The 21692-nt window shown below is 35.9% G+C and carries 25 protein-coding genes; 19 read left to right on the forward strand and 6 right to left on the reverse strand.

Annotation, left to right across the window (positions count from 1 at the left end):
• Window positions 1-28 precede the first annotated feature (28 nt).
• Both LY60_RS10325 and LY60_RS10330 read right to left on the reverse strand, forming a co-directional pair.
• Window positions 29-823 carry a peroxiredoxin gene (locus LY60_RS10325; RefSeq protein WP_145083137.1) on the reverse strand — a complete coding sequence of 265 codons (795 nt, stop codon included), beginning with the start codon at window positions 821-823 and terminating at the stop codon, window positions 29-31.
• A 153-nt stretch (window positions 824-976) separates the two neighbouring features.
• Window positions 977-1216, reverse strand: a complete 240-nt coding sequence (locus LY60_RS10330; protein WP_145083140.1) for a hypothetical protein — start codon at window positions 1214-1216, stop codon at window positions 977-979.
• Window positions 1217-1378: 162 nt separating this feature from the next.
• Between LY60_RS10330 and mltG the strand changes: the two genes are divergently transcribed.
• From mltG to LY60_RS10345, 3 genes are read left to right on the forward strand one after another with little or no spacing between them, the layout of a single operon-like run.
• Window positions 1379-2398 (forward strand): endolytic transglycosylase MltG, encoded by a 1020-nt coding sequence (gene mltG, locus LY60_RS10335; protein WP_170226175.1) that lies wholly within the window; start codon window positions 1379-1381, stop codon window positions 2396-2398.
• Between the two features lie 9 nt (window positions 2399-2407).
• Window positions 2408-3052, forward strand: coding sequence for an O-methyltransferase (locus tag LY60_RS10340; RefSeq protein WP_145083145.1), 645 nt, complete (start codon window positions 2408-2410; stop codon window positions 3050-3052).
• A gap of 10 nt (window positions 3053-3062) precedes the next feature.
• Window positions 3063-4286, forward strand: a complete 1224-nt coding sequence (locus LY60_RS10345) for a peptidase U32 family protein (protein ID WP_145083148.1) — start codon at window positions 3063-3065, stop codon at window positions 4284-4286.
• Between the two features lie 73 nt (window positions 4287-4359).
• Here LY60_RS10345 and LY60_RS10350 read toward each other — a convergent pair whose 3' ends face one another.
• Window positions 4360-4773 carry a DUF6762 family protein gene (locus LY60_RS10350; protein ID WP_145083150.1) on the reverse strand — a complete coding sequence of 138 codons (414 nt, stop codon included), beginning with the start codon at window positions 4771-4773 and terminating at the stop codon, window positions 4360-4362.
• 303 nt (window positions 4774-5076) lie between these two features.
• Between LY60_RS10350 and LY60_RS10355 the strand changes: the two genes are divergently transcribed.
• The 6 genes from LY60_RS10355 (at window position 5077) to LY60_RS10380 (ending at window position 11556) form a co-directional block, all read left to right on the forward strand.
• Complete coding sequence (locus LY60_RS10355; RefSeq protein ID WP_145083153.1) at window positions 5077-5553, forward strand: ferritin family protein; 477 nt, start codon at window positions 5077-5079, stop codon at window positions 5551-5553.
• 278 nt (window positions 5554-5831) lie between these two features.
• Window positions 5832-7148, forward strand: a complete 1317-nt coding sequence (locus tag LY60_RS10360; protein ID WP_145083155.1) for a dicarboxylate/amino acid:cation symporter — start codon at window positions 5832-5834, stop codon at window positions 7146-7148.
• 180 nt (window positions 7149-7328) lie between these two features.
• Window positions 7329-8141 carry an alpha/beta hydrolase gene (locus tag LY60_RS10365; protein ID WP_145083157.1) on the forward strand — a complete coding sequence of 271 codons (813 nt, stop codon included), beginning with the start codon at window positions 7329-7331 and terminating at the stop codon, window positions 8139-8141.
• A 289-nt stretch (window positions 8142-8430) separates the two neighbouring features.
• A complete protein-coding gene (locus LY60_RS10370) occupies window positions 8431-8982 on the forward strand; it encodes an NUDIX hydrolase (protein WP_145083160.1) in 552 nt (183 codons plus the stop codon).
• Window positions 8983-9046: 64 nt separating this feature from the next.
• On the forward strand, window positions 9047-9304 hold the full coding sequence (locus LY60_RS10375) for a CDGSH iron-sulfur domain-containing protein (RefSeq protein WP_246145417.1): 258 nt from the start codon (window positions 9047-9049) through the stop codon (window positions 9302-9304).
• Window positions 9305-9558: 254 nt separating this feature from the next.
• Complete coding sequence (locus tag LY60_RS10380) at window positions 9559-11556, forward strand: fructose-1,6-bisphosphatase (protein ID WP_145083163.1); 1998 nt, start codon at window positions 9559-9561, stop codon at window positions 11554-11556.
• A 44-nt stretch (window positions 11557-11600) separates the two neighbouring features.
• On the opposite strand, the gene sigK is transcribed toward LY60_RS10380, so the two are convergent.
• A complete protein-coding gene (gene sigK / locus LY60_RS10385) occupies window positions 11601-12302 on the reverse strand; it encodes an RNA polymerase sporulation sigma factor SigK (RefSeq protein WP_019230266.1) in 702 nt (233 codons plus the stop codon).
• A gap of 219 nt (window positions 12303-12521) precedes the next feature.
• Window positions 12522-13277, reverse strand: a complete 756-nt coding sequence (locus LY60_RS10390) for a hypothetical protein (RefSeq protein ID WP_145083170.1) — start codon at window positions 13275-13277, stop codon at window positions 12522-12524.
• A 134-nt stretch (window positions 13278-13411) separates the two neighbouring features.
• Here LY60_RS10390 and hisJ point away from each other — a divergent pair, with 134 nt between their 5' ends.
• The 8 genes from hisJ (at window position 13412) to LY60_RS10430 (ending at window position 18526) form a co-directional block, all read left to right on the forward strand.
• On the forward strand, window positions 13412-14254 hold the full coding sequence (hisJ, locus tag LY60_RS10395; protein ID WP_145083173.1) for a histidinol-phosphatase HisJ: 843 nt from the start codon (window positions 13412-13414) through the stop codon (window positions 14252-14254).
• Window positions 14255-14322: 68 nt separating this feature from the next.
• Window positions 14323-14721, forward strand: a complete 399-nt coding sequence (locus LY60_RS10400; protein WP_019230269.1) for a PTS sugar transporter subunit IIA — start codon at window positions 14323-14325, stop codon at window positions 14719-14721.
• A gap of 10 nt (window positions 14722-14731) precedes the next feature.
• Complete coding sequence (locus LY60_RS10405; RefSeq protein ID WP_170226176.1) at window positions 14732-15196, forward strand: PTS sugar transporter subunit IIB; 465 nt, start codon at window positions 14732-14734, stop codon at window positions 15194-15196.
• An 8-nt stretch (window positions 15197-15204) separates the two neighbouring features.
• Complete coding sequence (locus LY60_RS10410; protein ID WP_145083179.1) at window positions 15205-16650, forward strand: PTS system mannose/fructose/sorbose family transporter subunit IID; 1446 nt, start codon at window positions 15205-15207, stop codon at window positions 16648-16650.
• Window positions 16647-17252: a nicotinate-nucleotide adenylyltransferase gene (gene nadD / locus LY60_RS10415; protein ID WP_145083182.1), complete on the forward strand. Its 606-nt coding sequence runs from the start codon at window positions 16647-16649 to the stop codon at window positions 17250-17252. The genes LY60_RS10410 and nadD overlap by 4 nt, the downstream gene beginning before the upstream one ends.
• A gap of 6 nt (window positions 17253-17258) precedes the next feature.
• Window positions 17259-17762, forward strand: coding sequence for a bis(5'-nucleosyl)-tetraphosphatase (symmetrical) YqeK (gene yqeK / locus LY60_RS10420; protein ID WP_145083185.1), 504 nt, complete (start codon window positions 17259-17261; stop codon window positions 17760-17762).
• Window positions 17759-18127 (forward strand): ribosome silencing factor, encoded by a 369-nt coding sequence (gene rsfS / locus LY60_RS10425; protein ID WP_145083188.1) that lies wholly within the window; start codon window positions 17759-17761, stop codon window positions 18125-18127. The genes yqeK and rsfS overlap by 4 nt, the downstream gene beginning before the upstream one ends.
• A 12-nt stretch (window positions 18128-18139) precedes the next feature.
• Window positions 18140-18526 (forward strand): RidA family protein, encoded by a 387-nt coding sequence (locus LY60_RS10430; RefSeq protein WP_145083191.1) that lies wholly within the window; start codon window positions 18140-18142, stop codon window positions 18524-18526.
• A gap of 39 nt (window positions 18527-18565) precedes the next feature.
• Here the strand turns inward: LY60_RS10430 and LY60_RS10435 are convergent, their stop codons facing one another.
• On the reverse strand, window positions 18566-19855 hold the full coding sequence (locus tag LY60_RS10435; protein ID WP_145083194.1) for a D-alanyl-D-alanine carboxypeptidase family protein: 1290 nt from the start codon (window positions 19853-19855) through the stop codon (window positions 18566-18568).
• 128 nt (window positions 19856-19983) lie between these two features.
• Between LY60_RS10435 and LY60_RS10440 the strand changes: the two genes are divergently transcribed.
• A complete protein-coding gene (locus LY60_RS10440; protein WP_170226177.1) occupies window positions 19984-20577 on the forward strand; it encodes a helix-hairpin-helix domain-containing protein in 594 nt (197 codons plus the stop codon).
• A 61-nt stretch (window positions 20578-20638) separates the two neighbouring features.
• Entirely contained in the window at window positions 20639-21679 is a 1041-nt protein-coding gene (gene selD / locus LY60_RS10445) for a selenide, water dikinase SelD (RefSeq protein WP_145083200.1), read from the forward strand.
• The last annotated feature ends 13 nt before the right edge of the window (window positions 21680-21692 follow it).

Raw genomic sequence — 21692 nt, forward strand, 5'->3', positions numbered from 1 at the left:
TCAAGATAAAATCATGAGGGAGCATTTTTTAATCTTCTTTGATGATGCCCTGGGGTTCACCGCCTGTTAAATCTCCTGCAGAGCCATCGCCTGTGGGAGTAGTTGAGCCTGCAGCTTCACCTGGATAATCCGTATAGCACATATACCATTGTCTGCAGTTCCATTCAGGATCAGGATTAGTTGATCTTTGGATAACTTCATTAAATGTTCTTGGAGCAGGAACAATAACTGGATCACCAGGCATCCAGTTAGCAGGGGTACCCACACTGTATTCTGTTGAAATTTGAAGAGCATCAATGAGCCTTAAAAGTTCATACATATTTCTTCCGTTTGTAGCCGGGTATGTAAGTATTGCTCTTATTCGTTGATTGGGATCAATTATGAATACGTCTCTAACACTTTGTTCATAAATTCTGTCTGGATTTACCATTCCGTAAAGAACTGAAACTTCTGCATCTCTGTCGGCAATCAGCGGAAATGGAATTGTTATTCCTGTAAACTGAAGAATATCGTAGAACCAGCCAAGATGGGCAGGGTTACTGTCTATGCTAATACCAATTAGCTGTACATTTCTTTTTACAAATTCAGAGTACAGATTCGAAAAAGCAATAAATTCAGAAGTACATATAGGAGTAAAGTCTCCTGGATGTGAAAATAAGAGAACCCATTTTCCTCTGTACTGGGACATTGTTATGATGCCGTCAGTTGTTATGGCCGTAAAGTCAGGCGCTATTCTTCCGATGGTCAGACACTGATGATTTCTTTCCACAACAGGATTTATTGTATTTAAATTTGGATCATTCACATTGTTCTTAGATATCATAATAACCTCCTAAAGCATTTGGTATTATAATATGTGTATTCTTTGAATAATGTTAATTCATTAAATAAAATGTGATGTAATATCGTAAGGACTTTTGCTGAATCATAATAAAATAAAGCAGCCGGCGAAGTTCGCCGACTGCTTATGTGCCTATTACTTTTTGATAATGTGGAAGTTAACACCCCAAATAGGTCCGAATTGGGATGGTTTGTTATTAACAATTTTCTTATTTTCCATTCTCGTATTCTCTTTTTTTGAAAGAATATTTAAATTTGAATTTGGTTTATCATTAAAGTCACTGGATAAACCTGAAATGCCATCCATTCTTAATCTTGCTACGCTAAAATTATCTATCTTCGTATTGGGAGCGTCACCCAAGTTCAATCTGTCCAAAAGAACCAACCCTCTCTTCGAAGTAATAAGCATTATTATAATGACCAACAGACCAATTTTTATTCATAAATTTTAAAAAAATTGATTTTTATTGTAATTGATGCTGAAAGGTTGTATAATTTAATGGATTTCAAAATAAGCCAGCAACAATACGGAGGTATTATGAAAAAAATAATTGCTGTCCTTCTTGTTATAATAATAGCATCAGGAGCTTACATGTTTATTAACAATTTTGTGCAGGAAAATTTAAAAGCAGTAGACATTTACGATGAAAGTAAATTATCTGTGGAAATTCCTTCTGGAAGCACAACAGTTGACATAGCAGAAATACTGCTTGAGAATAATCTCATAAGAAATACAAAAGTTTTCAAATATCATGCTGAAAAAATCGGAGCAGACAGTAAGCTTAAGGCAGGTACATTTGTGTTTTCAAAAAGCATGGATGCTGATGATATACTTGAAACTTTAATAAACGGAGGATCTTCAGGAAACACTTTAAACATAACAATAATTGAAGGACTCACCCTGGAAGAAGCGGCCTCTTCAATTGCAGAGCAGACAGGTCTTGACTACGACAAAATCGTTGCTTTAATGACGGACGGGCAATATTTCAAAGAAGATTTTGATTTTTTAAAAGAAAACCCGGATATAACAAATCTGCAGGGATTTCTTATGCCTGACACATACAACATTTACAAAAATGCAAGTGAAGAGGATGTTGTAAGAACTCTTCTTGATCAGTTTGACGGATTTTACATGGATGAAATAAAACCAAGAATGGAAAATGCAAAGTTAGACTTTGAAAAAACCATTATTCTTGCAAGCATTGTTGAAAAGGAAGCATTGCTTGATGAAGAAAGGGACGAAGTTGCTGCAGTATTTTTAAACAGGCTTGATATTAACATGAAACTTCAGTCCTGTGCAACTGTAAACTATGCCCATGATGAGTGGAAGGAACGACTTACTTATGATGACATTGCAATTGACTCACCGTACAACACATATGTTGTAGAAGGACTTCCGCCTACAGCAATAAACTCCCCCGGAAAAGCTTCTATAAAGGCGGTGCTTGAACCGGCAGATGTTGATTATTTGTTTTTCGTTGCAAAGGGAGACGGTTCACATTACTTTTCAAAAAGTTATGACCAGCACATTAAAGCTGCAGACGAGTATTTAGATTAAGGATGAAAAATGGACAATATAAACAGAGATTATATAGACGCATATATACAAAATCTCATTAAAAATGAGGATGAAAAATTAGAAAATTTCAGACAGCAATGTGTTGAAAGAGGCCTTCCAATAATTCACAAGGAAGTAGGGCAGTACTTAAGGCTTGTGATAAATCAGCTCCATGCCAGAAGTATCATTGAAGTTGGAACAAATGTAGGTTATTCTTCAATATTCATGAGTATGGTCATGAAAAATGAAGGAAAAGTTGTTACTCTGGAAAGAAGCGAAAAATTTTACGAAGAAGCTTTGAAAAACATACAAAGCTTTAATCTTGAAAAAAACATAGACGTTCATTTTGGAGATGCTGTTGAAAATCTGGATAAAATTGAAGGAACATTCGACATTGCATTCATAGATGCTGCAAAAAGCTATTACAGGACTTTCTTTGACAAATGCAGCATGAAGATGAAGTCAGGAGGAATAATAATTTCCGACAACGTTCTTTATCAGGGAATGATAGCAACAGATGAACTTGTAGTAAGAAGAAAGAAAACACTGGTCAGAAACATGAGAAATTATTTAGAATATATTTCAAATGATGAAAGATACATTACAACGGTCCTTCCCCTAGGAGACGGGCTGGCAGTCACATTAATCAAATAAAGGAGAAAATATGTTACCAAAGTTATTAGCACCTGCAGGAAATTTAGATAAGCTCATAATGGCAGTGGAATACGGAGCAGACGAAGTATACTTTGCCGGAAAGACAATGGGAATGAGAGCAGGGGGCAAGAATTTCACAAGCAAGGATTTAGAATTCGGAATCGACTACTGCCACAAGCACGGCAGAAAATCAAATATAACAGTAAATATAGCACCACACAACGATGATTTACAGGGACTTGAGGAATATCTCAAATATCTTCAAACAATAGGAGCAGATGCGCTTATAGTTGCAGACCCTGGTGTAATAGAAGTTGTTAAACAAACAATACCTGACATGAGAATTCACCTTAGCACTCAGGCAAACACAACTAATTTTCATTCAGCAAATTTCTGGTACAAACAAGGTGTGAGCCGAATTGTGCTTGCTCGTGAGCTTTCATTTCCTGAAATTGAAGCTATAGTTAAAAATTCCCCTAAGGAACTTGAGTTTGAAACATTTGTACATGGAGCAATGTGCATATCATATTCAGGAAGATGTTTGTTGTCAAGCTTCATGACTGGTCGTTATTCAAACAAGGGAGACTGTGCGCAGGCCTGCAGATGGAAGTACAATCTTGTTGAAGAAAAGCGTCCGGGAGAATACTACCCAATTGATGAAGATGAAGAAGGCACATTCATCATGAACTCCAAGGATATGTGTATGGTTGAACACCTGCAGAAGTTCAAGGATCTTGGAATAACAGCACTTAAAATCGAAGGAAGAAACAAAAGCGAATACTACACAGCAATTGCTGTTCGTTCATACAGAAATGCACTTGATGAACTGGAAAAACCGGAAAGTGAAAGGAACACAAAGTACTGGAAGGAAGAAGTTGAAAAATCATCACACAGAGATTTCTCATACGGATTTTTCTTCGGTAACCCATACAAGGACGGTCAGCTTTACACTTCAAGCAGCTACATCAGGACATACGACGTTGTTGGAATTATTAGATCCTACGACAAACTAACAGGAACCTGTGTAATTGAACAAAGAAACAAGTTCTCAGAAGGCGACACTCTTGAATGCTTCGGGCCAAAGGGAACACATTTTGAAGTTATTGCCAAAAACATGCAGGATAAAGACGGGAATAAAATCGAATCAGCACCTCACGCTCAGATGACAGTAAAAATGGACATGGACCATGAGGTTGAACCATACTTCATTTTAAGAAAAAAGGTTGAAGAATAAAACTGAATAAAAACAACAAAACAGGCAAATTACTTAATTTGCCTGTTTTGTTGTTTGGCTTAAATGTTTTTAATTATTCCTGAATATAATCTTCAGGATTTATCAAAGGAATTATTCGTTCTAATTCCGCTGTATGAATATTTAACAGTTCATTCAGTAATTCTTCTGTTTTTTTATGATCTTCTGAATATTCAATTTTTATAATCCATTTAGGATTGTAGTCTTCAGATAATTCTTCAAAACCAACTGCTTTACCTGAAAAAATTTCTTCATTGTACAAATCAAAGATTCCTGAAAATTTCCAGTCTTCTTCAATATCAAGAGTTGTAAGGGTTAAGAAGATATATAATTTACTACCTTCCTCCATTGCATATATTTTATCTATGTATTCCATGTTTTTATGAATTTCATATGAACCCATTGTTTTGTCGAAAAAACCGGTTTTTGAATCCTTAAGCATTAATACCAGATTGTTGTAATTTTCCATTTTGCCTCCAAATATAATTTACGTTTCAAATTATTATATTATATAATTCAACATTAGTATATAAAATTGTTTTAGAATTTTATTTAATGGGCATTTATTTACATATGATAAAATAAATGAGTTAATTCATGAATGATAAAATTTATTCTGCTGGGAATCTTAATATTTTTGTAGCAGGAAAATTATAAAATTAATATGTCAGAGAATACAGAGAAATTGTAAGAATAAAATGTTTTACATATATTGCCAAATAACTAAAATAGTAGTATGCTTAATATACATTAAAGGGAAAGGGGTAACATCATGTCAAACAACTCATTCAGCGGACTTGAAATGCTTAAAGTTGCAATATTAATGGAAGAAGAGGGCTACAATTTTTACAGGAATGGAGCAAACAACACTTCAGGAAAAACCAAAGAATTTCTAATAGCAGCTGCCAGTCAGGAATTTTTCCACAAAGAAAAGTTTTTACAGCTTTATGATGAATTAAAAAAAGGCGATGAAGCCGGTTCGGAATATCTTTATGATGAAGAAGTAACAAATTATTTAAGATCATTAATAGAAAATCAGGTTTTTAATAAAAAGGATGAACCAAAAGAGGCGTTCAAAGATTTTGAATCAGCTGTTTTAAGCTCATTAAAAACAGAAGAGCTGACTGTAACAGTATATAATGAGATGTATAAGGGAATATCAAACCATACTGCCAAAGAAGTAATGCAAAAAATTATTGAAGAGGAAAAGCAGCACGTAGAATATTTTAAGAATTTACTTAAGGCATAAAAATAAAAGCAAATCCAAAAGGTTTGCTTTTTTTGTGTGTGTAATTTTGGTTAAAATTTACAAATGTTTATTGTTGACAACAGCAAAAGTTTAATATATTATAATACATACAAAACATATAAGAATAGTCAGAAAACCATGGAGGAAAAATGAAAAGATTTGACAAAATGATGAGGAACTCAGGAGCCGGCGGAAAAATATGTTGCTGTTGCAGATATAATTAAAAATTATTTAATGTATTTATTTATCACAACATCATAAATCTAAAGGAGAAAATCATGAATTTAAATATTGACGTAACATCATATCTGGCGCTTCTTGCTGCCTTGGTATTAATAGGAATACTTGCATTAATGGCAAAGAAGGAAATTTATTTTGGAATTAGAACAATTACTGCCCTTGGACTTGGGATAGGGCTTGGAATTTTGTTTAGAGGAAAACTGGATCTTGTACAGCCCATAGGAAAAATATATGTGAGCTTAATATCCGCTTTTGTGCTGCCATTGTTGTTCTTCGGAGTAGTATCAAGCATATCAGCTCTTGATAACATTCAAAGACTTAAGACAATCGGAATGAAAAGCGTTGCATGGCTCACAGCAAACACTGCAATAGCATCAGGACTTACAGTTGTGACAGCACTTATGTTGTTTGTAGGAAAGGGAGCAGAGGTTAGTCTTCCAACAGATTATGTTCCAAAGGAAGTTCCGGCATTCACTCAAGTAATAATTGATCTTTTCCCGAAAAATATAATTGCTCAGGCATCAAATAACGCAATCGTTCCAGTAATATTATTTTCAGTAATCATAGGAATAGCTTTCGTTTCACTTTCTTCTGAAAATGAAAAGGATGCAAAACCCTTTAAAGATTTTATAGATTCTGGTTCAAAAATAATATATAAAGTAATATCATATATAATAGAACTGACACCATATGCAGTGCTTGCTCTTGTTGCCAGTGCAGTTTCAAACAACGGACCGGACAAACTTCTTCCGTTGTTGTCAGTGCTGTTAATAGCTTACGCTCTTTGCTTTGTTCAAACATTTATTGTAAGCGGTGCTATGATAGCTTTTGTGGCAAAATTAAATCCTTTTAAATTTTTCAAACACATATGGCCTGCTCAGGTTGTTGCTTTTACATCTCAAAGCAGCATAGGAACAATTCCTGTTACAGTCAAATCTTTAAAAAATTCAGGAGTGTCCGAAAGCATTGCATCATTTGTTGCACCTCTTGGAGCAAACATGGGAATGCCTGGATGCGCAGGAATATGGCCTACACTTCTCGCTGTATTTGCAATAAATGCTCTTGGAATTGAATATTCAGTATCACAGTATGTTATTCTCATAGCACTTACTACAGTTGTAAGCATAGGAACTGTTGGAGTTCCAGGAACATCAACCATTACAACAACAGCTGTGTTTGCTGCGGCAGGTCTTCCTATTGAAATAATAGTTCTTATGACGCCAATAAGCTCAATAGTTGACATGGCTCGTACAGCAACTAATGTTACAGCAGCTGCAACAAGTTCACTTCTTGTTGCCAAAAGCGAAAATGAACTTGACATAGACATGTACAACGGAAAAGTTTTGCAGTCATAAATATAAACTCTGACTTATATTGCGTCACATGTGATAGAAAGTTTAAAAGTTTGCAAAAATAAGCACCCAGGTGCTTATTTTTATTTCTATTCATTCTAATATTTCTTACATTAATTGACTTTTGAAAAAAACTGAAGTACAATGAAATTGAAAACGATATCAATTGTATTGGGAGGTATTATGAATAGTGAATTTTTTGTTCCATCCTTTGATAACACAAAACTTTTTGCAAAAAAGGATATCCCGTCAGAGCCTAAAGGTATTGTGCTCATAGTGCACGGCCTTTGTGAACATCAGGGAAGATATGACTATCTAACAAAAAAACTTAATGAAAGCGGCTATGGAGTTTTCCGCTTTGACCACAGGGGGCATGGAAGGTCAGAAGGAAAGAAAGTTTTCTACAGTAATTTTAACGAACTTATTGATGATGTTAATTTTTTTGCAGACATGGCAAAGAATGAATATCCATCTATTCCTTTATTTGTGCTGGGACACAGCATGGGAGGATTTGCAGTTTCGATGTTCGGCATCAAATATCCAGGCAAAGCAAACGGATTTGTAATGTCCGGAGCACTGACAAGAAACAACATTGGACTTGCTTCTGATTTGCCCAGAGATTTGCCCGTTGATACATATTTTCCAAATGAACTGGGCGGAGGAGTTTGCTCTGACCCTAATGTGGTTGAAGCTTACGCCAATGACCCTTATGTAGAAAAACAAATATCTGCAGGACTATTCTACGAAGTTTTCAAGGGAGTGGAATGGGTTAAGGAAAATTCAGAAAAATTTGCTGACCCCGTGCTTCTCCTTCATGGCTGCAACGATGGTCTTGTAAGCGAAAAGGATTCAAGGGATTTCTTCGGAGACATTTCTTCCAAGGACAAAAGTCTTAAAATATATCCGTTATTGTTCCATGAAATCTACAATGAACCTGTAAGAGATGAAGTGATACTTGATACAACAAACTGGCTTGACAAAAGAATAAATCAATAACTACAAATGGAGAAAAAGCTGATGCAAAGTGCATCAGCTATTTTTATAAACGAGGAAAGTTCTCTTTCCTAGTTTATAAAAAACGGGGATTGCAAAGGGCGGGACGCCCTTGCCGTCAAGGGGGGTACTCAGCAAAAAATACGTTAGTATTTTTTGCGCCGAAGGGGGACATAGGTCCCCCTAGCGGAGTTGCGGAGCAACTTTTTTATATATTTTAATTTTCAAGCATCTATTTTAAAAATCATTCTTTTGTAGTACAATAAATATCATACTATGAAAGCTGGAGATTATGAACTGGATAGAAGCTATAAAAAACTATGAACCCTGCTGTTATCAGGAAGTAAGCGATAAGGAAATAATGATTAAATTTGCAGATGAGTTTGATGATGTGCTTACAAGAAACAATAAAGTAGCACACATGACCAGCTCTGCTTTTGTTGTAAACAAAAAAAGAGACAAGGTGCTCATGGTGCATCACAACATTTACAATGCGTGGTCATGGACAGGCGGGCATGCTGACGGCGATGAGGATTTACTTTGTGTGGCAATGAAGGAATTAAATGAAGAAACAGGTATTAGAAATTTTTCATCTTTAAGCGACAGTATTGTATCGCTTGACATCATACCTGTATACGGTCACATTAAAAACGGAAAATACGTATCTCCTCATCTTCATTTTAATGCTGCATTTCTCTTTGAAGCTGACGAACATGAAGAACTCATTGTCAAGGCTGATGAAAACAGCGGTGTAACATGGATACCATATTTTGAAATAGATTCTTATTCCAATGAAAAACATATGATAAATATATATTTTAAAATATTATCAAAGTTGAAATAATTCTGTGAGAATAAAATGCTTCTTGCTGTGAATAATAATATTAAAATTCTGAAGGAGCAATGTTATGGAAAAACCTGAAATGTCAGAAGAACCGGAAGTACCATTGAAACAACCTGTTGCTGTGCAGCTTAAGCAAGGGGAAGACTACTACTACTGCACATGCGGAAAAAGCGGTACTCAGCCGTTTTGCGACGGTTCTCATGAAGGAACTTCGTTCACTCCACTAAAATTTACAGCTACACTTGACGGAACATCTTATTTGTGCGGTTGTAAGCACACAAAAAATCCTCCATACTGTGACGGAACACATGAAGAACTATGATTTTATAACTTCGTTTCGCTAATTAGAAACGAAGTTTTTTTATGCCCTAACCCAGGTTTTTCGACCGTAGAGAGGAAAAACCTGCGGTAGGTCAAACGCAACGAAATCCAAATTTATGCGACCAAAGGGAGCTGATAAATTTGTGATTGAGACTGTGATATGCCCTAACCTTGTATTTTAATCACTTTCAATATGTGTTGGATAAATGAGTTTAATATGTTATAATTATATATATTATAAAAGGAGCTGAGAAAATGATTTATTCAAATGATGATGTAATACAGGGATTTGACGAAGAACTGAGATATCTTAACCTTTTATCAAAACAATTCCCTACAATTGCATCAGCATGCACTGAGATAATAAACTTACAGGCAATTTTAAACCTTCCTAAAGGAACAGAACATTTTTTGTCTGACATTCACGGAGAATGCGAGTCATTTAATCACGTCATTAAAAACGGATCCGGGAATATTAAGCGAAAGATAACCGAAGTTTATGGAGATACATTAAGCGAGAAGGAAATTAAAAGCCTTGCAACTCTGATTTATTATCCGGAACAAAAATTGGAAATCATTCATAAGCAGGAAGAAGACATTGAAGAATGGTACAGAATAACCATTTACAGACTTATTGAAATAAGCAGAAAAGCAGCATTCAAATATTCCAGAATGAAGGTAAGAAAAGCACTTCCCGAGGAATTTGCATACATAATAGAAGAATTAATGCACAGGGGACCTGAAGAATACGATAAGGAAGAATACTACAGCGGAATCATAAAAGCAATTATAAAAATAGGAAGAGCAGATGAATTCATTATTGCCATGTCAAAGCTTATTCAAAGACTTGTAATTGACAGACTGCACATTGTAGGTGACATATTTGACAGAGGGCCGGGAGCTGATGTTGTAATGGACACTATAACAAAGTACCACTCCGTGGACATTCAGTGGGGAAACCACGATGTATTATGGATGGGAGCTGCTGCAGGCAGTGTAGCATGCATTGCAACGGTCTTAAGAATCTGCGCAAGATATGTCAACCTGGATACCATTGAAGACGGGTATGGAATCAACATGCTTCCTCTTGCAACATTTGCACTGGAATTTTACAACAGCGATGAATGTGCTTCATTTAAGCCCATAGTTGAAAGTGACAAAATATATACGGACAACGACCTTAAGCTTATAGCAAAAATGCACAAGGCAATATCAATCATACAGTTCAAGCTAGAAGGAGAAATTATCAAAAGGCGCCCTCATTTTAACATGGAAGATAGACTCCTGCTTAATAAAATAAATTACAGCGAAGGAACAATAGAACTAAACGGAAAAACATACAGTTTAAACGACAAGTGCTTTCCAACAATAAATCCTGACAAACCCTATGAACTTACTCAAGAAGAAAGGGAGCTTATGGAAAAACTCAAATCATCGTTTTTAAACAGTGAAAAGCTGCAGAAACATGTGAGATTTTTGTTTTCCAATGGAAGCATGTATCTTAAATTTAATTCAAATCTTCTATATCACGGCTGCATTCCTGTCAATGATGATGGAAGTTTCAAGAAGGTTAAAATTGGATCCTCGGGGAAATACTACAGCGGAAAATCTTATTTTGACAGGCTTGAAATACTTGTGAGAGAAGGCTATTTCCACATAAACAATCCTGAAGCAAGGCTCTACGGAATGGATATAACATGGTACCTGTGGACAGGGCCAGATTCACCTTTATTCGGCAAGGATAAGATGACAACATTTGAAAGGTATTTTATAGACGACAAAGAAACACATGTAGAAAAGAAGAGCCCTTACTTCAAGCTTGAAGACAGCGAAAAAATGTGCAGGATGATTTTTGAGGAATTTGGTCTGAATCCGGAAGTTTCTCACATAATAAACGGACACATGCCTGTAAAATTAAAAAGCGGTGAAAGTCCCATAAGAGCAAACGGAAAGCTTTTAGTAATAGACGGAGGTTTTTCAAGAGCTTATCAAAAAGCCACAGGCATTGCAGGTTACACTCTCATATACAATTCCTATGGACTGCTGCTTGTATCTCATGATCCTTTTGAATCAACACAGGTGGCAATTGAAGAAGAAAAGGACATTCATTCAACCACCATGGTTCTTGAAAAGGAAGTTGAAAGAAAAAGGGTTCGGGATACAGATGACGGAGAAAAATTAATAGCTCAGATTAAAGATCTTGAAATGCTCCTGGATGCATATCGCATAGGACTCATAAAAGAGCAAAGATAATACATAAATAAAAAGCATTCTTGGAATGCTTTTTATTTTATGTATTAATTTCCAACATTTGAAACTAAGGCGTCATATAGTTTTTTTAGAGCCTTTTTTTCTATTCTTGACACATATGATCTTGAAATTCCCAGGAGCTTTGCAATTTCCCTCTGAGTTTTGTGTTCGTTGTTTCTTATGCCGTACCTCATTTCTATGATACTCTTTTCTCTTTTTTGAAGTGTTTTGTCCAGTATTTCATCCAGTGCCTTAATTTTTTCTTCCTTGTCGAGGCGTCCTACAATTTCTTCGCCTTCGTATTTTATAATATCAATGAGATATATGTTGTTGCCTTCTTTATCTGTTCCCAAAGGTCCTTGAAGGGAAATTTCTTTTTTTAATTTTTTGTCGCTTCGTATTGTCATTAAAACCTCGTTGTCGATGCACTTGGCTGCATATGTAGCAAGCCGTATGCCCTTGTTGTTGTCAAATGTTGAAACTGCTTTTATTAATCCGATTGTCCCTATAGATATTAAATCTTCCTGGTCTATGCCTACTGTCTTATATTTTTTTATTACATGGGCAACCAGCCTTAGATTTCTTTCTATAAGAGTGTTTCGCGCTTCTTTGTCACCATCTTTCGATTTTTGTATGAGCTCGAATTCTTCGTCTTTGTTTAATGGTTGAGGGAATGAACTCCCACTGGTTATATAACCAAAGATGAATATTGACAATGGAAAGATTAGCTGCAATACATTTTCTATCAAAAAAACACCCCCAGAGTTATACATTATATGCTGAAGATTTGAAAAAACTGTATGTACACTTTTTAATTATTTTATTTTTTTATATATTAGAAGGGAAATAGTATTATTTTTCGGGCAATATATAAATTTTGATAAAATGCGACCTTATATGACCTAAAACACGTTTACATAAATAATAAATATGTAATATTCAAGCCGAAGCTTGAATATTACATGAATTTATCTGTAAAAACGGCTTATACCGTGATTGTTGTGGGTTCCCGGAGCTGCAGGAGCAGTCGGTGTAGAAGGCATAGTAGGTGTTGTAGGCATAGTCGGTGTAGTTGGAGTGCGTGGTGTTGTTGGCATTGTCGGTGTTGTTGGAGATGCAGGAGTTTCCGGCATTGTTGTATGATCACCGTTCATGTTGTGTAAAAATTCATGCATTTCTTCCAGGCATTCCATGTTCCTGGTCAGCTCAATAAGCTGTTCACATGTCATTTCCATAGGCATATTTGAACCTGGCATTGTAACTCCTGGATACATATTTCCATCTCCAGGCATCTGCGGCATTGCCGGAAGATTTCCAGGCTGGTTAAATTCAGGCATTCTCATGTCAGAGCCCCTTGGAAGTGCAGGCATATCTCCATCTGGAAGATTATCCATTTCACTTTCAGGAATGAATGGTGCCATGCCAGGTCCAGGAGCAGTAGGCATACTTGGCATACTTGGCATAGACGGCATACCAGGCATACCAGGCATACCAGGCATGTTCGGCATACTAGGCATGTTCGGCATGCTTGGCATAGTAGGAGAATTGTTTCCTGTCATGAAGGGCATGGAAGGAAAGTAATTCTGCATGTACATGCTGTTTCCATAAGGGGGCATTCCAGGCACTGATCTCATGTTCATTCCTTGTGCATAGTTCATGGGGTCATTGCTGTAAGGCATCGAATTATAATGCGGCGTATTATTTCTATAATTTGAATAACTCATATATATCCTCCAAAAAATTTTGTAATTTATTATTAATATACGTAAGAAAAGGATTTTAGTGAATTAAAAGTAAAAATTGTTTCTTTACTAATTCAATAACTTCAATTACAATATAACTGGCAGGAGGAATCACTATGAATTTAACGAATTTACATACTCACACTTTATACTGCGACGGTATGTACAGCGCAGAAGACATGATATTGGCTGCAATAAACTTAAAGTTTCAATCAATAGGAATATCCACCCACGGACCCACGCCATTTGTTTCAGACTGGAACATTCAGAGTGGACGTGTCGAAAACTATATGGAAGAAATAACAGTTTTAAAAGAAAAATACAAAAATCAAATTGATGTGTTACTGGGAATGGAACTGGACTATATTCCGGGAATAGGCTTTGATGAACTGTCAAGGTCATTAATAAAAAGGCTTGATTACTACATAGGTTCTGTTCATTACCTGGGGTATTTTGAAAGCGGCATCATGTGGACCGTTGACTATAACCTGGAAGAGCTTACCCAGGGTATCAAGGAAAGCTTTGGAGGAAATGCAAGGCATGCAGTTGAATTATACTACAAAATGATTTCTGAAATGGCAACAAATTACCAGCCGCCAATAATAGGCCATCTGGATTTATTTAAAAAGAACAACAAAGACAATGCCTTGTTTGATGAAAAAGAGGATTGGTATGTGAAGGCAGTTGAAAACTGTCTGAAGGTCATAAAAAACACATCATGTTCAATTGAAATAAATACCGGAGGAATTGCAAGGGGTTACACAAAGGAACAGTACCCGTCCACATTCATTTTAAAAATGATAAAGGACATGGAAATTCCGGTTGTAATAAATTCTGATGCCCACACAAAAGAGGGAATTGACTGCAAGTTTACTGAGATGTATGACCTTGTGAGGGAGCTTGGATTTAACAGCCTAAACTACCTTACAAAAGAAGGATGGTCAAAGCAAAATATTTAAACAAGGAAATATGTGTAAAATTCAAAAATATATGATATAATATTATACCAACATAAGGAGATGAAATAATGATAAATATTTTACTTGTAACACACGGAGATTTCGGCAAGGAATTATTGAAGAGTTCTGAACTTATAATAGGTAAAATTGAAGGAGCACAAAGCATATCATTTCATCAGGGGGAAAGTTTTGATGAACTTTTAAGTCAGGTTGAAGAAACAGTCGAAAAACTTTCCAAGGACGATCTGATTGTTTTTACTGACATGTACGGCGGAAGCCCATACAATGCAGTTTTAAGAACAATGAAAAACAGAAAATTCTATCATATAACTGGAATAAATTTTCCGCTGTTTATTGACATTGCTGTAAGCAGGGATTCGTACACCATGGAAGAAGTTGCGGAAAAAATAATCAAAAACGGAAAAAAGAGCATAGTGTTTGTAAATGAGAAGTTCTCTACAGACTAATGGAGGAATAATGAAGAATGTAGTATTGGCCAGAATAGACGACAGACTTCTGCACGGGCAGGTCGTTGTTTCCTGGATACCATTTATTAAAGCCAATGAAGTTGTAATTGTTGACAATGAATACGCAGAAGACGAATTCATGTGGGAATTGATAAAACACGCAGCACCTGAAAATATAAAAGTAAATTTGTTCGATGTTGCTGGTGCAGCAGATTATCTTAAAGGCAGCGATGATGGTTCAAGGATTTTAATCCTTTCAAGATGTGTTGAAAATATAAATGAATTAATAAATCAAGACGTTGATATTAAATGTGTCAATGTTGGTGGACTTGGAAATGTCAAAGGCCGCGAAAGGTATTTAAACTCAATTCACCTAAGCAGCCAGGAAATTGAAATACTGAAAAGTATATCTAAGAAAAATATTGCAGTTGAAATAAAAATGCTTCCAAATGACAAAACAGTGTCAGTTGAATAGGTAGAAAAATGACTGCATTTAATTTCTTTTTAATAAGCATTTTGTACTTTTGGGCAAGCAGTACGGCACTTTCATTGGGAATAGGATATTACACAGTATACAGGCCGGTTGTATCGGGTTTCGTGACCGGACTCATACTTGGAGATCCTTTTTTGGGAATGGCTGCCGGAGCTGTTGTCAATGTTATTTATATGAATTTTGTTTCAACAGGAGGATCCTTTAAGGGAGATCAGTGCCTGACTGCGGTAATAGCTGCCTCAGCAGCGATACTTTTAGGTCTCAGTCCTGTGGAAGCCTCCGCTTTTGCGTATCCTTTCGGATATCTGGGAATATTAATATGGAAGTACAGGCTGAACATCAATCACATATTTGTAAACAAGTACGAGAAGGCATATGATGAAGGGAAAAATCCAGACATCAGTCTTTATGACGGTTTATATCCTCAGCTTTTGTTGTACATCATGAGCAGTGTTGTTGTGGGGGCTGCATTTTTGATAATGTCGCTGTTTGATAACATGATCGTGGAATATCATGAAAACATCAAAATATTTTTGTTCATGGCAGGGATGTTTTTAGTATCTTATTCTGTAATAAGCATATTGACAAATCTTAAAAACAAGTATGCTTATTTAAGTTTCGGATTGTTTTTTCTTGCTGTAATTATTTTTAACATTGGTTCATACTGGTTTTTAACGGCTGCAGCAATATTTCTTTTTGCTTTGTCAAATAAAAATTTACGCATTGATAATAAAAGAAGCAATAAAATCAATAATATTAACAAGAAGGATCTCACGTATGCATGGTTCATATGGATGAATTTTTCTCATTCATGCTACAGCTATGACAGGCTGCAGGGATTGGCATTTGCACACAGCATGAAAAACATCTTTAAAAAGCTCTATAATGAAAAAAATGAAGTATCACGTGCAATTCACAGACATACAGAATTTTTTAACACCGAACCTAATATGGGTACTCCTATACATGGATACATAATTTCTATAGAGGAACAGGCATCTTTAAATGCAAATGATACAGACACAGCATATATTAAAAAGGGAATGATGGGAATTGCTGCAGGATTAGGGGATTCTTACACACAGGTTGTGCTTACTCCTTTGTTTATTTCATTGTCGGTGATGATGTGTGTGGATGGAATTTATATAGCAGCATTTTTGCCTATTCTTTATCTGGCCGGATCAATATTGTTAATATCATATTCCGGCTGGATGAACGGTTATTATGCAGGACGTGAATACCTTTTAGAAAGAATCAACACTGTCAAAAATTCCAAGATAAAAAAGCATTTTCCGCATATATTTTCAGGAATACTTGGAGTTGCTGCTGCAAAACTAATTTTAACAAGCATTGAATCCACAAACACCGTTTATACTCTATCATCTGTAGTATTGTCAGCTGCAGCTTACTGGGTAATGAAGAGGAGCAAAAGATGAAAAAAAAAGTAGGAATTATGGGTGGTACATTTGACCCCATTCATACAGGACATCTGGTTGTTGCCAATGAAGTGCTAAACTTCTATGGACTTGAAGAAATAATTTTCATACCGGCCGGAAATCCTCCTCACAAGAAGGGTACTGTGGCAGATTCATTAGACAGGTATGTTATGACTGAAATAGCTGTTTTGTCAAACAATAGATTTAAGGTTTCAGACATTGAAATAAAAAAAGATGGTAAAAGTTATACACTGAACACATTGAGGGAGCTAACAAAAAAATATCCAGATGCCGAATTTTATTTCATAACGGGGACAGATGCGGTAATTGAGCTTCCAAGCTGGCGGGAGCCGGAAGAGCTTCTTAAACTATGCAGGTTTGTAGCAGTTTCAAGGCCAGGAATAAGCATGGAGGATGCAAAGGCTAAAATTTCTGAAATTAACAAGATGTTTAAAGGCAACATTGAGCTATTTCAGGCACCAATGCTTCAGATTTCTTCAACTGATATAAGACAGAGATTAATGGATGGAAAATCAGCCAAGTATCTGCTGCCGGAATCTGTTGAGCAATACATCATTAAAAACAATTTGTATGAGGAATGATTTAGGATGAATTTAGATGAAATGAAAGATATTCTTGAAAAATCAATTGGGCAAAAGCGCTACATCCATTCACTGGGAACAATGGAAGAAGCAGTGCGCTTAAGTGGTTTATACGGAGCAGACAAGGAAAAGGCAAGAATAGCAGGACTTTTGCATGACTGCGGCAAGTCCATGGAGAAAGACGACAACCTTACACATGCTGCAAAAAGCGCTGAACTTGCCAAAACAATATACCAGGTTTATGATGATGAAATTATAAATGCAATTCTTTATCACACCACCGGAAGAGAGAATATGACAATTCTTGAAAAAATTATTTTTCTTGCAGACAAGACAGAACCTTGCAGAAAATATGATGGCGTTGAAGATTTAAGAAAACTTGCCGATTTTAACATAAATGATGCTTTGATATATTCTTTGGAAAGAACAATAGAATATGTGGAACAAAAAAATCAGAATCTTAACATAGAATCAATAAAAACATTGAAATTCCTAAAGGAGGAAAAATGAATTTAGACAAAAAAAATATTGAAACAATATTGAAAGCATGTGACAACAAGAAAGCTTACAATTTCGTTGTTTTGGATGTATCCAAAACAAGCTCCATAACTGATTACTTCATAATATGCAGCGGCAACAACGAAAGACAGACTGTTGCCATAGCTGAAGAAGTGATTGAAAAAGGAGCTAAAGAAGGTGTAGACTTCTACTATACAGAAGGCTTCGACACAGGAAGATGGGTGTTATTAGAAACGGACAACATAATTGTTCATATCTTCCACAAGGATGAAAGAGAAATATATGACCTTGAATCCTTATGGTTTGACAACAATTCAATAGATGTTGAACAATATGGAATAAAAAATTGGAAATAGGAGGAGGATGTTATGTCAAATATAACCATTCAAACAAGCAATGCACCTGCTGCAGTAGGTCCTTATTCACAGGCTCAAAAGGCAGGTAATACAATTTATGTTTCAGGACAGCTGGCTTTTAACCCTGCAACAGGAGAACTGTATAAAGACGGCGACATAAAGGAAGAAACAAGATTGTCTCTTATGAACGTAAAGGCAATTCTTGAAGCTGCAGGAGCAACATTGAACGATGTTGTTAAATGCACCGTATACATCAAGGACATGAATCAATTCGGCCTTATTAATGAAATGTATGCAGAAATGTTCAAAGACCATAAACCTGCAAGAGTATGCGTTGAAGTTGCAAGACTTCCAAGAGATGCTAACGTAGAAATTGATGCAATAGCAGTTGTTGAATAAAATAAAAAATTCAGGATATTTTAGATATCCTGAATTTTTTTAACCGTTATTATATTTTTTGCGTCTTTTTTTTCTGTTGATTCTAATTCTTATATCATTGTACACTTTTAGTAAAATCAATGCCACAAGCGAAAATACAACTAAGGTTCCCAGAAATTTAAGTATGGAGTAAAATATTCCTCCTCCTGAACTTTCAACTAGAGTGCTCTTGACTTCAATTGGAGTTATAAGATTCACACTTCCGATAATTTCTCCGTCCATTGAATACTCTATTTTTCCAATTACATCATTTGCTTCAAGAGGAAGTTTAATTTCATTTATTACTACATTTGATTTCACTTCTGCAGAGGCGCTCTTTTTCAAGAGTGTAGTGAAATCACTTTCTGTAATTACAGATATTTCCTTGCTGTCTCCGTTTTGAATTTTAATGTTTTGTACAAATGTGTTCTTGCTTACCAAAATAGTATTTTGATATTCTTCAAATCCATAGTTGAACAGATTGTGGGCATCCTGGTACATTTCAAGGGATACGCCTTTCATTGCCACAGCAATTAAATCCGTTCCGTTTTTTGAAGCTGTTGCCACAAGGCAGTTTCCTGCTTCCGGAGTATAGCCTGTCTTTGCTCCGGTGGCATATTCGTAATAAGGGCTGATGTATGCTCCGTCCACGAATATCTGGCTGGAACTTGTGTTGTACAACAGCTTGTTCAATGTTGTAAAATAGCGTGTTTCCGTTTTTTTGTTTGTAGGCTGAATTTCATATTTTGTAGTTTCTACAATTTTTCTGAATGTTTCATTCTGCATGGCATACTTTGTAATCAATGCAAGGTCTGCTGCCGTAGTGTAATGATTTTCATCGTGAAGTCCGTGAGGATTTGCAAAATGAGTGTTGTAGGCTCCAAGTTCCTTTGCCTTCTCATTCATTAAATTCACAAATTTTTCAGTGGTTCCTCCATAGTGCTTTGCAATGGCAGAAGCTGCATCATTGGCTGATGGAAGCATCAGCGCGTAAAGCAAATCCTTGAGTGTCACTATTTCCCCGGGCTCCAGGGCAATGTGACTTCCAGCGATTTCATATGGAGTGTCATCATCAACTGTTATTACGTCGGATAAGTCTCCCATTTCAATTGCAAGAATGGCAGTCATTATCTTTGTCGTACTGGCAGGATACATTTTCTGATCGGCATTTTTACCTGCCAATATAGTTCCTGTATTTGCATCTATAAGTACTGCTGTATCACACAATATGGCCGGATCAGCATAAGCAAAGCTTAAGTTTAACAAAAGAACCGAAAAAACGAAAAAACTTGCAATTACTTTTTTTATCATGCGAAAACTCCTTACAATACAAATCAAATAATAGTATAGCAGAAAAAAATGTGTTTGTAATTAAAAATTTTGTTTTTTTTGCTGAAATAATGTATAATACTTACAATGGAATTTTCTCGGAGGATTTTATGAACAACAGCATTTACAAAAAAGGACTTGCAGTTGTTTTAATCATAGCATTAATAGTAATGGCAACTCTGGGGATTAAGCTGTCAGTCAAGGAAAATGAGATAATGTATACATCTTCTCCCGATATGACAAACAATGATACGGTCTTAGATAATGCGGAAGAAGAATTGTCATGTATTTATGTGGACATTGACGGTGCCGTGAACAATCCCGGCGTATATGAATTTACAAAAGGAGACAGGGTCATTGATGCCATTGATAAAGCAGGAGGCCTGAAAGACACCGCATACACAAAAAACATAAATAAGGCCAGAAAATTAGTTGACGGTGAAAAGATATACATTTTTGATGAAGGGGAAAATATTGTTCCTCTGAACTTGTATAATGATGGCAGTGAAGGTAAAATAAATATAAACACAGCAACGAAGGACAATCTCATGTCACTGCCGGGTATCGGAGAGGTTTATGCACAAAGAATCATAGATTACCGAAACGGCAAACTTTTTTCTTCTATTGAAGAAATCAAGGAAGTACAGGGTATAGGCGATAAAATATTTGAAAAAATAAAAGATTCCATAACAATAAATAATTAGCAAAGGAACCGGTATTGTATCGGGCATTACAATTTATAATATGTGAAAATGAGGTGATTATATGTCAGTTGAAGAAATAAAATTAACACAAATGACTAAGGCATCCGGCTGAGCAGCCAAAATAGGTCCTGAGACCCTTGCTCAAGTTTTGAGCAAGCTGCCAAAATTTAAAAACGATAAATTAATTGTAGGATTAGAAACATCAGATGATGCCTGTGTATATAAAATTAATGAAAATTTGGCAATGATTCAGACGGTGGATTTTTTTACTCCCGTTGTTGATGATCCGTACACATTCGGGCAAATTGCAGCAGCAAATTCACTAAGCGACATATATGCCATGGGAGGAGAACCTGCCATAGCTCTTAATATCATTGGATTTCCCAACTGTCTGAGCCCAGACATCATGGCTGAGATATTAAAGGGAGGAGCATCAAAAGTAATAGAAGCAGGTGCGACAATTGCAGGAGGCCACTCCATTGAAGATGACGAACCAAAGTACGGCATGTGTGTTACAGGTTTCATTGAACCTTCAAAGGTTTTGAAAAACTACGGTGCAAAAAAAGGAGATGTTCTCATAGTTACAAAGCCCTTGGGAACTGGAATTATTAATACTGCCTTTAAGGCAGGAATGTGTTCAGAAAAAGATGAAGAAGAAGCTATACATGTAATGGCACAGCTTAACAAGAAAGCAAAGATGGTAATTGAAAATTATCCAGTGAACTGCTGTACGGACATTACAGGATTTGGACTTGCAGGACACGCTGCAGAAATGGCTGAAGCAAGCAATGTCACATTTGAAATAAATGTGAAAAGTCTTCCGTTTATAGGAGATGTGTTTGAATATGCCCAGATGGGGCTGGTACCTGAAGGATCTTACAGAAACAGAAAGCATTTTTCAAACAAAGTTGAAACAAACAACATTGAAGAAGATTACATAGACTTGTCATTTGATCCTCAGACTTCAGGAGGACTCATGTTTTCTGTACCTGAAAAATATGCTGATGAAATAATGCTTAAACTAAAAGAAAATCTTGACACAACCTTTGCCTTAATAGGATATGTAACAGAGAAGAAAGACAAATTCATCAACTTGATTTAAAATTTGTTGAAGA

Source organism: Sedimentibacter saalensis (assembly GCF_007830175.1).
In the GTDB taxonomy this organism is placed as follows: domain Bacteria; phylum Bacillota; class Clostridia; order Tissierellales; family Sedimentibacteraceae; genus Sedimentibacter; species Sedimentibacter saalensis.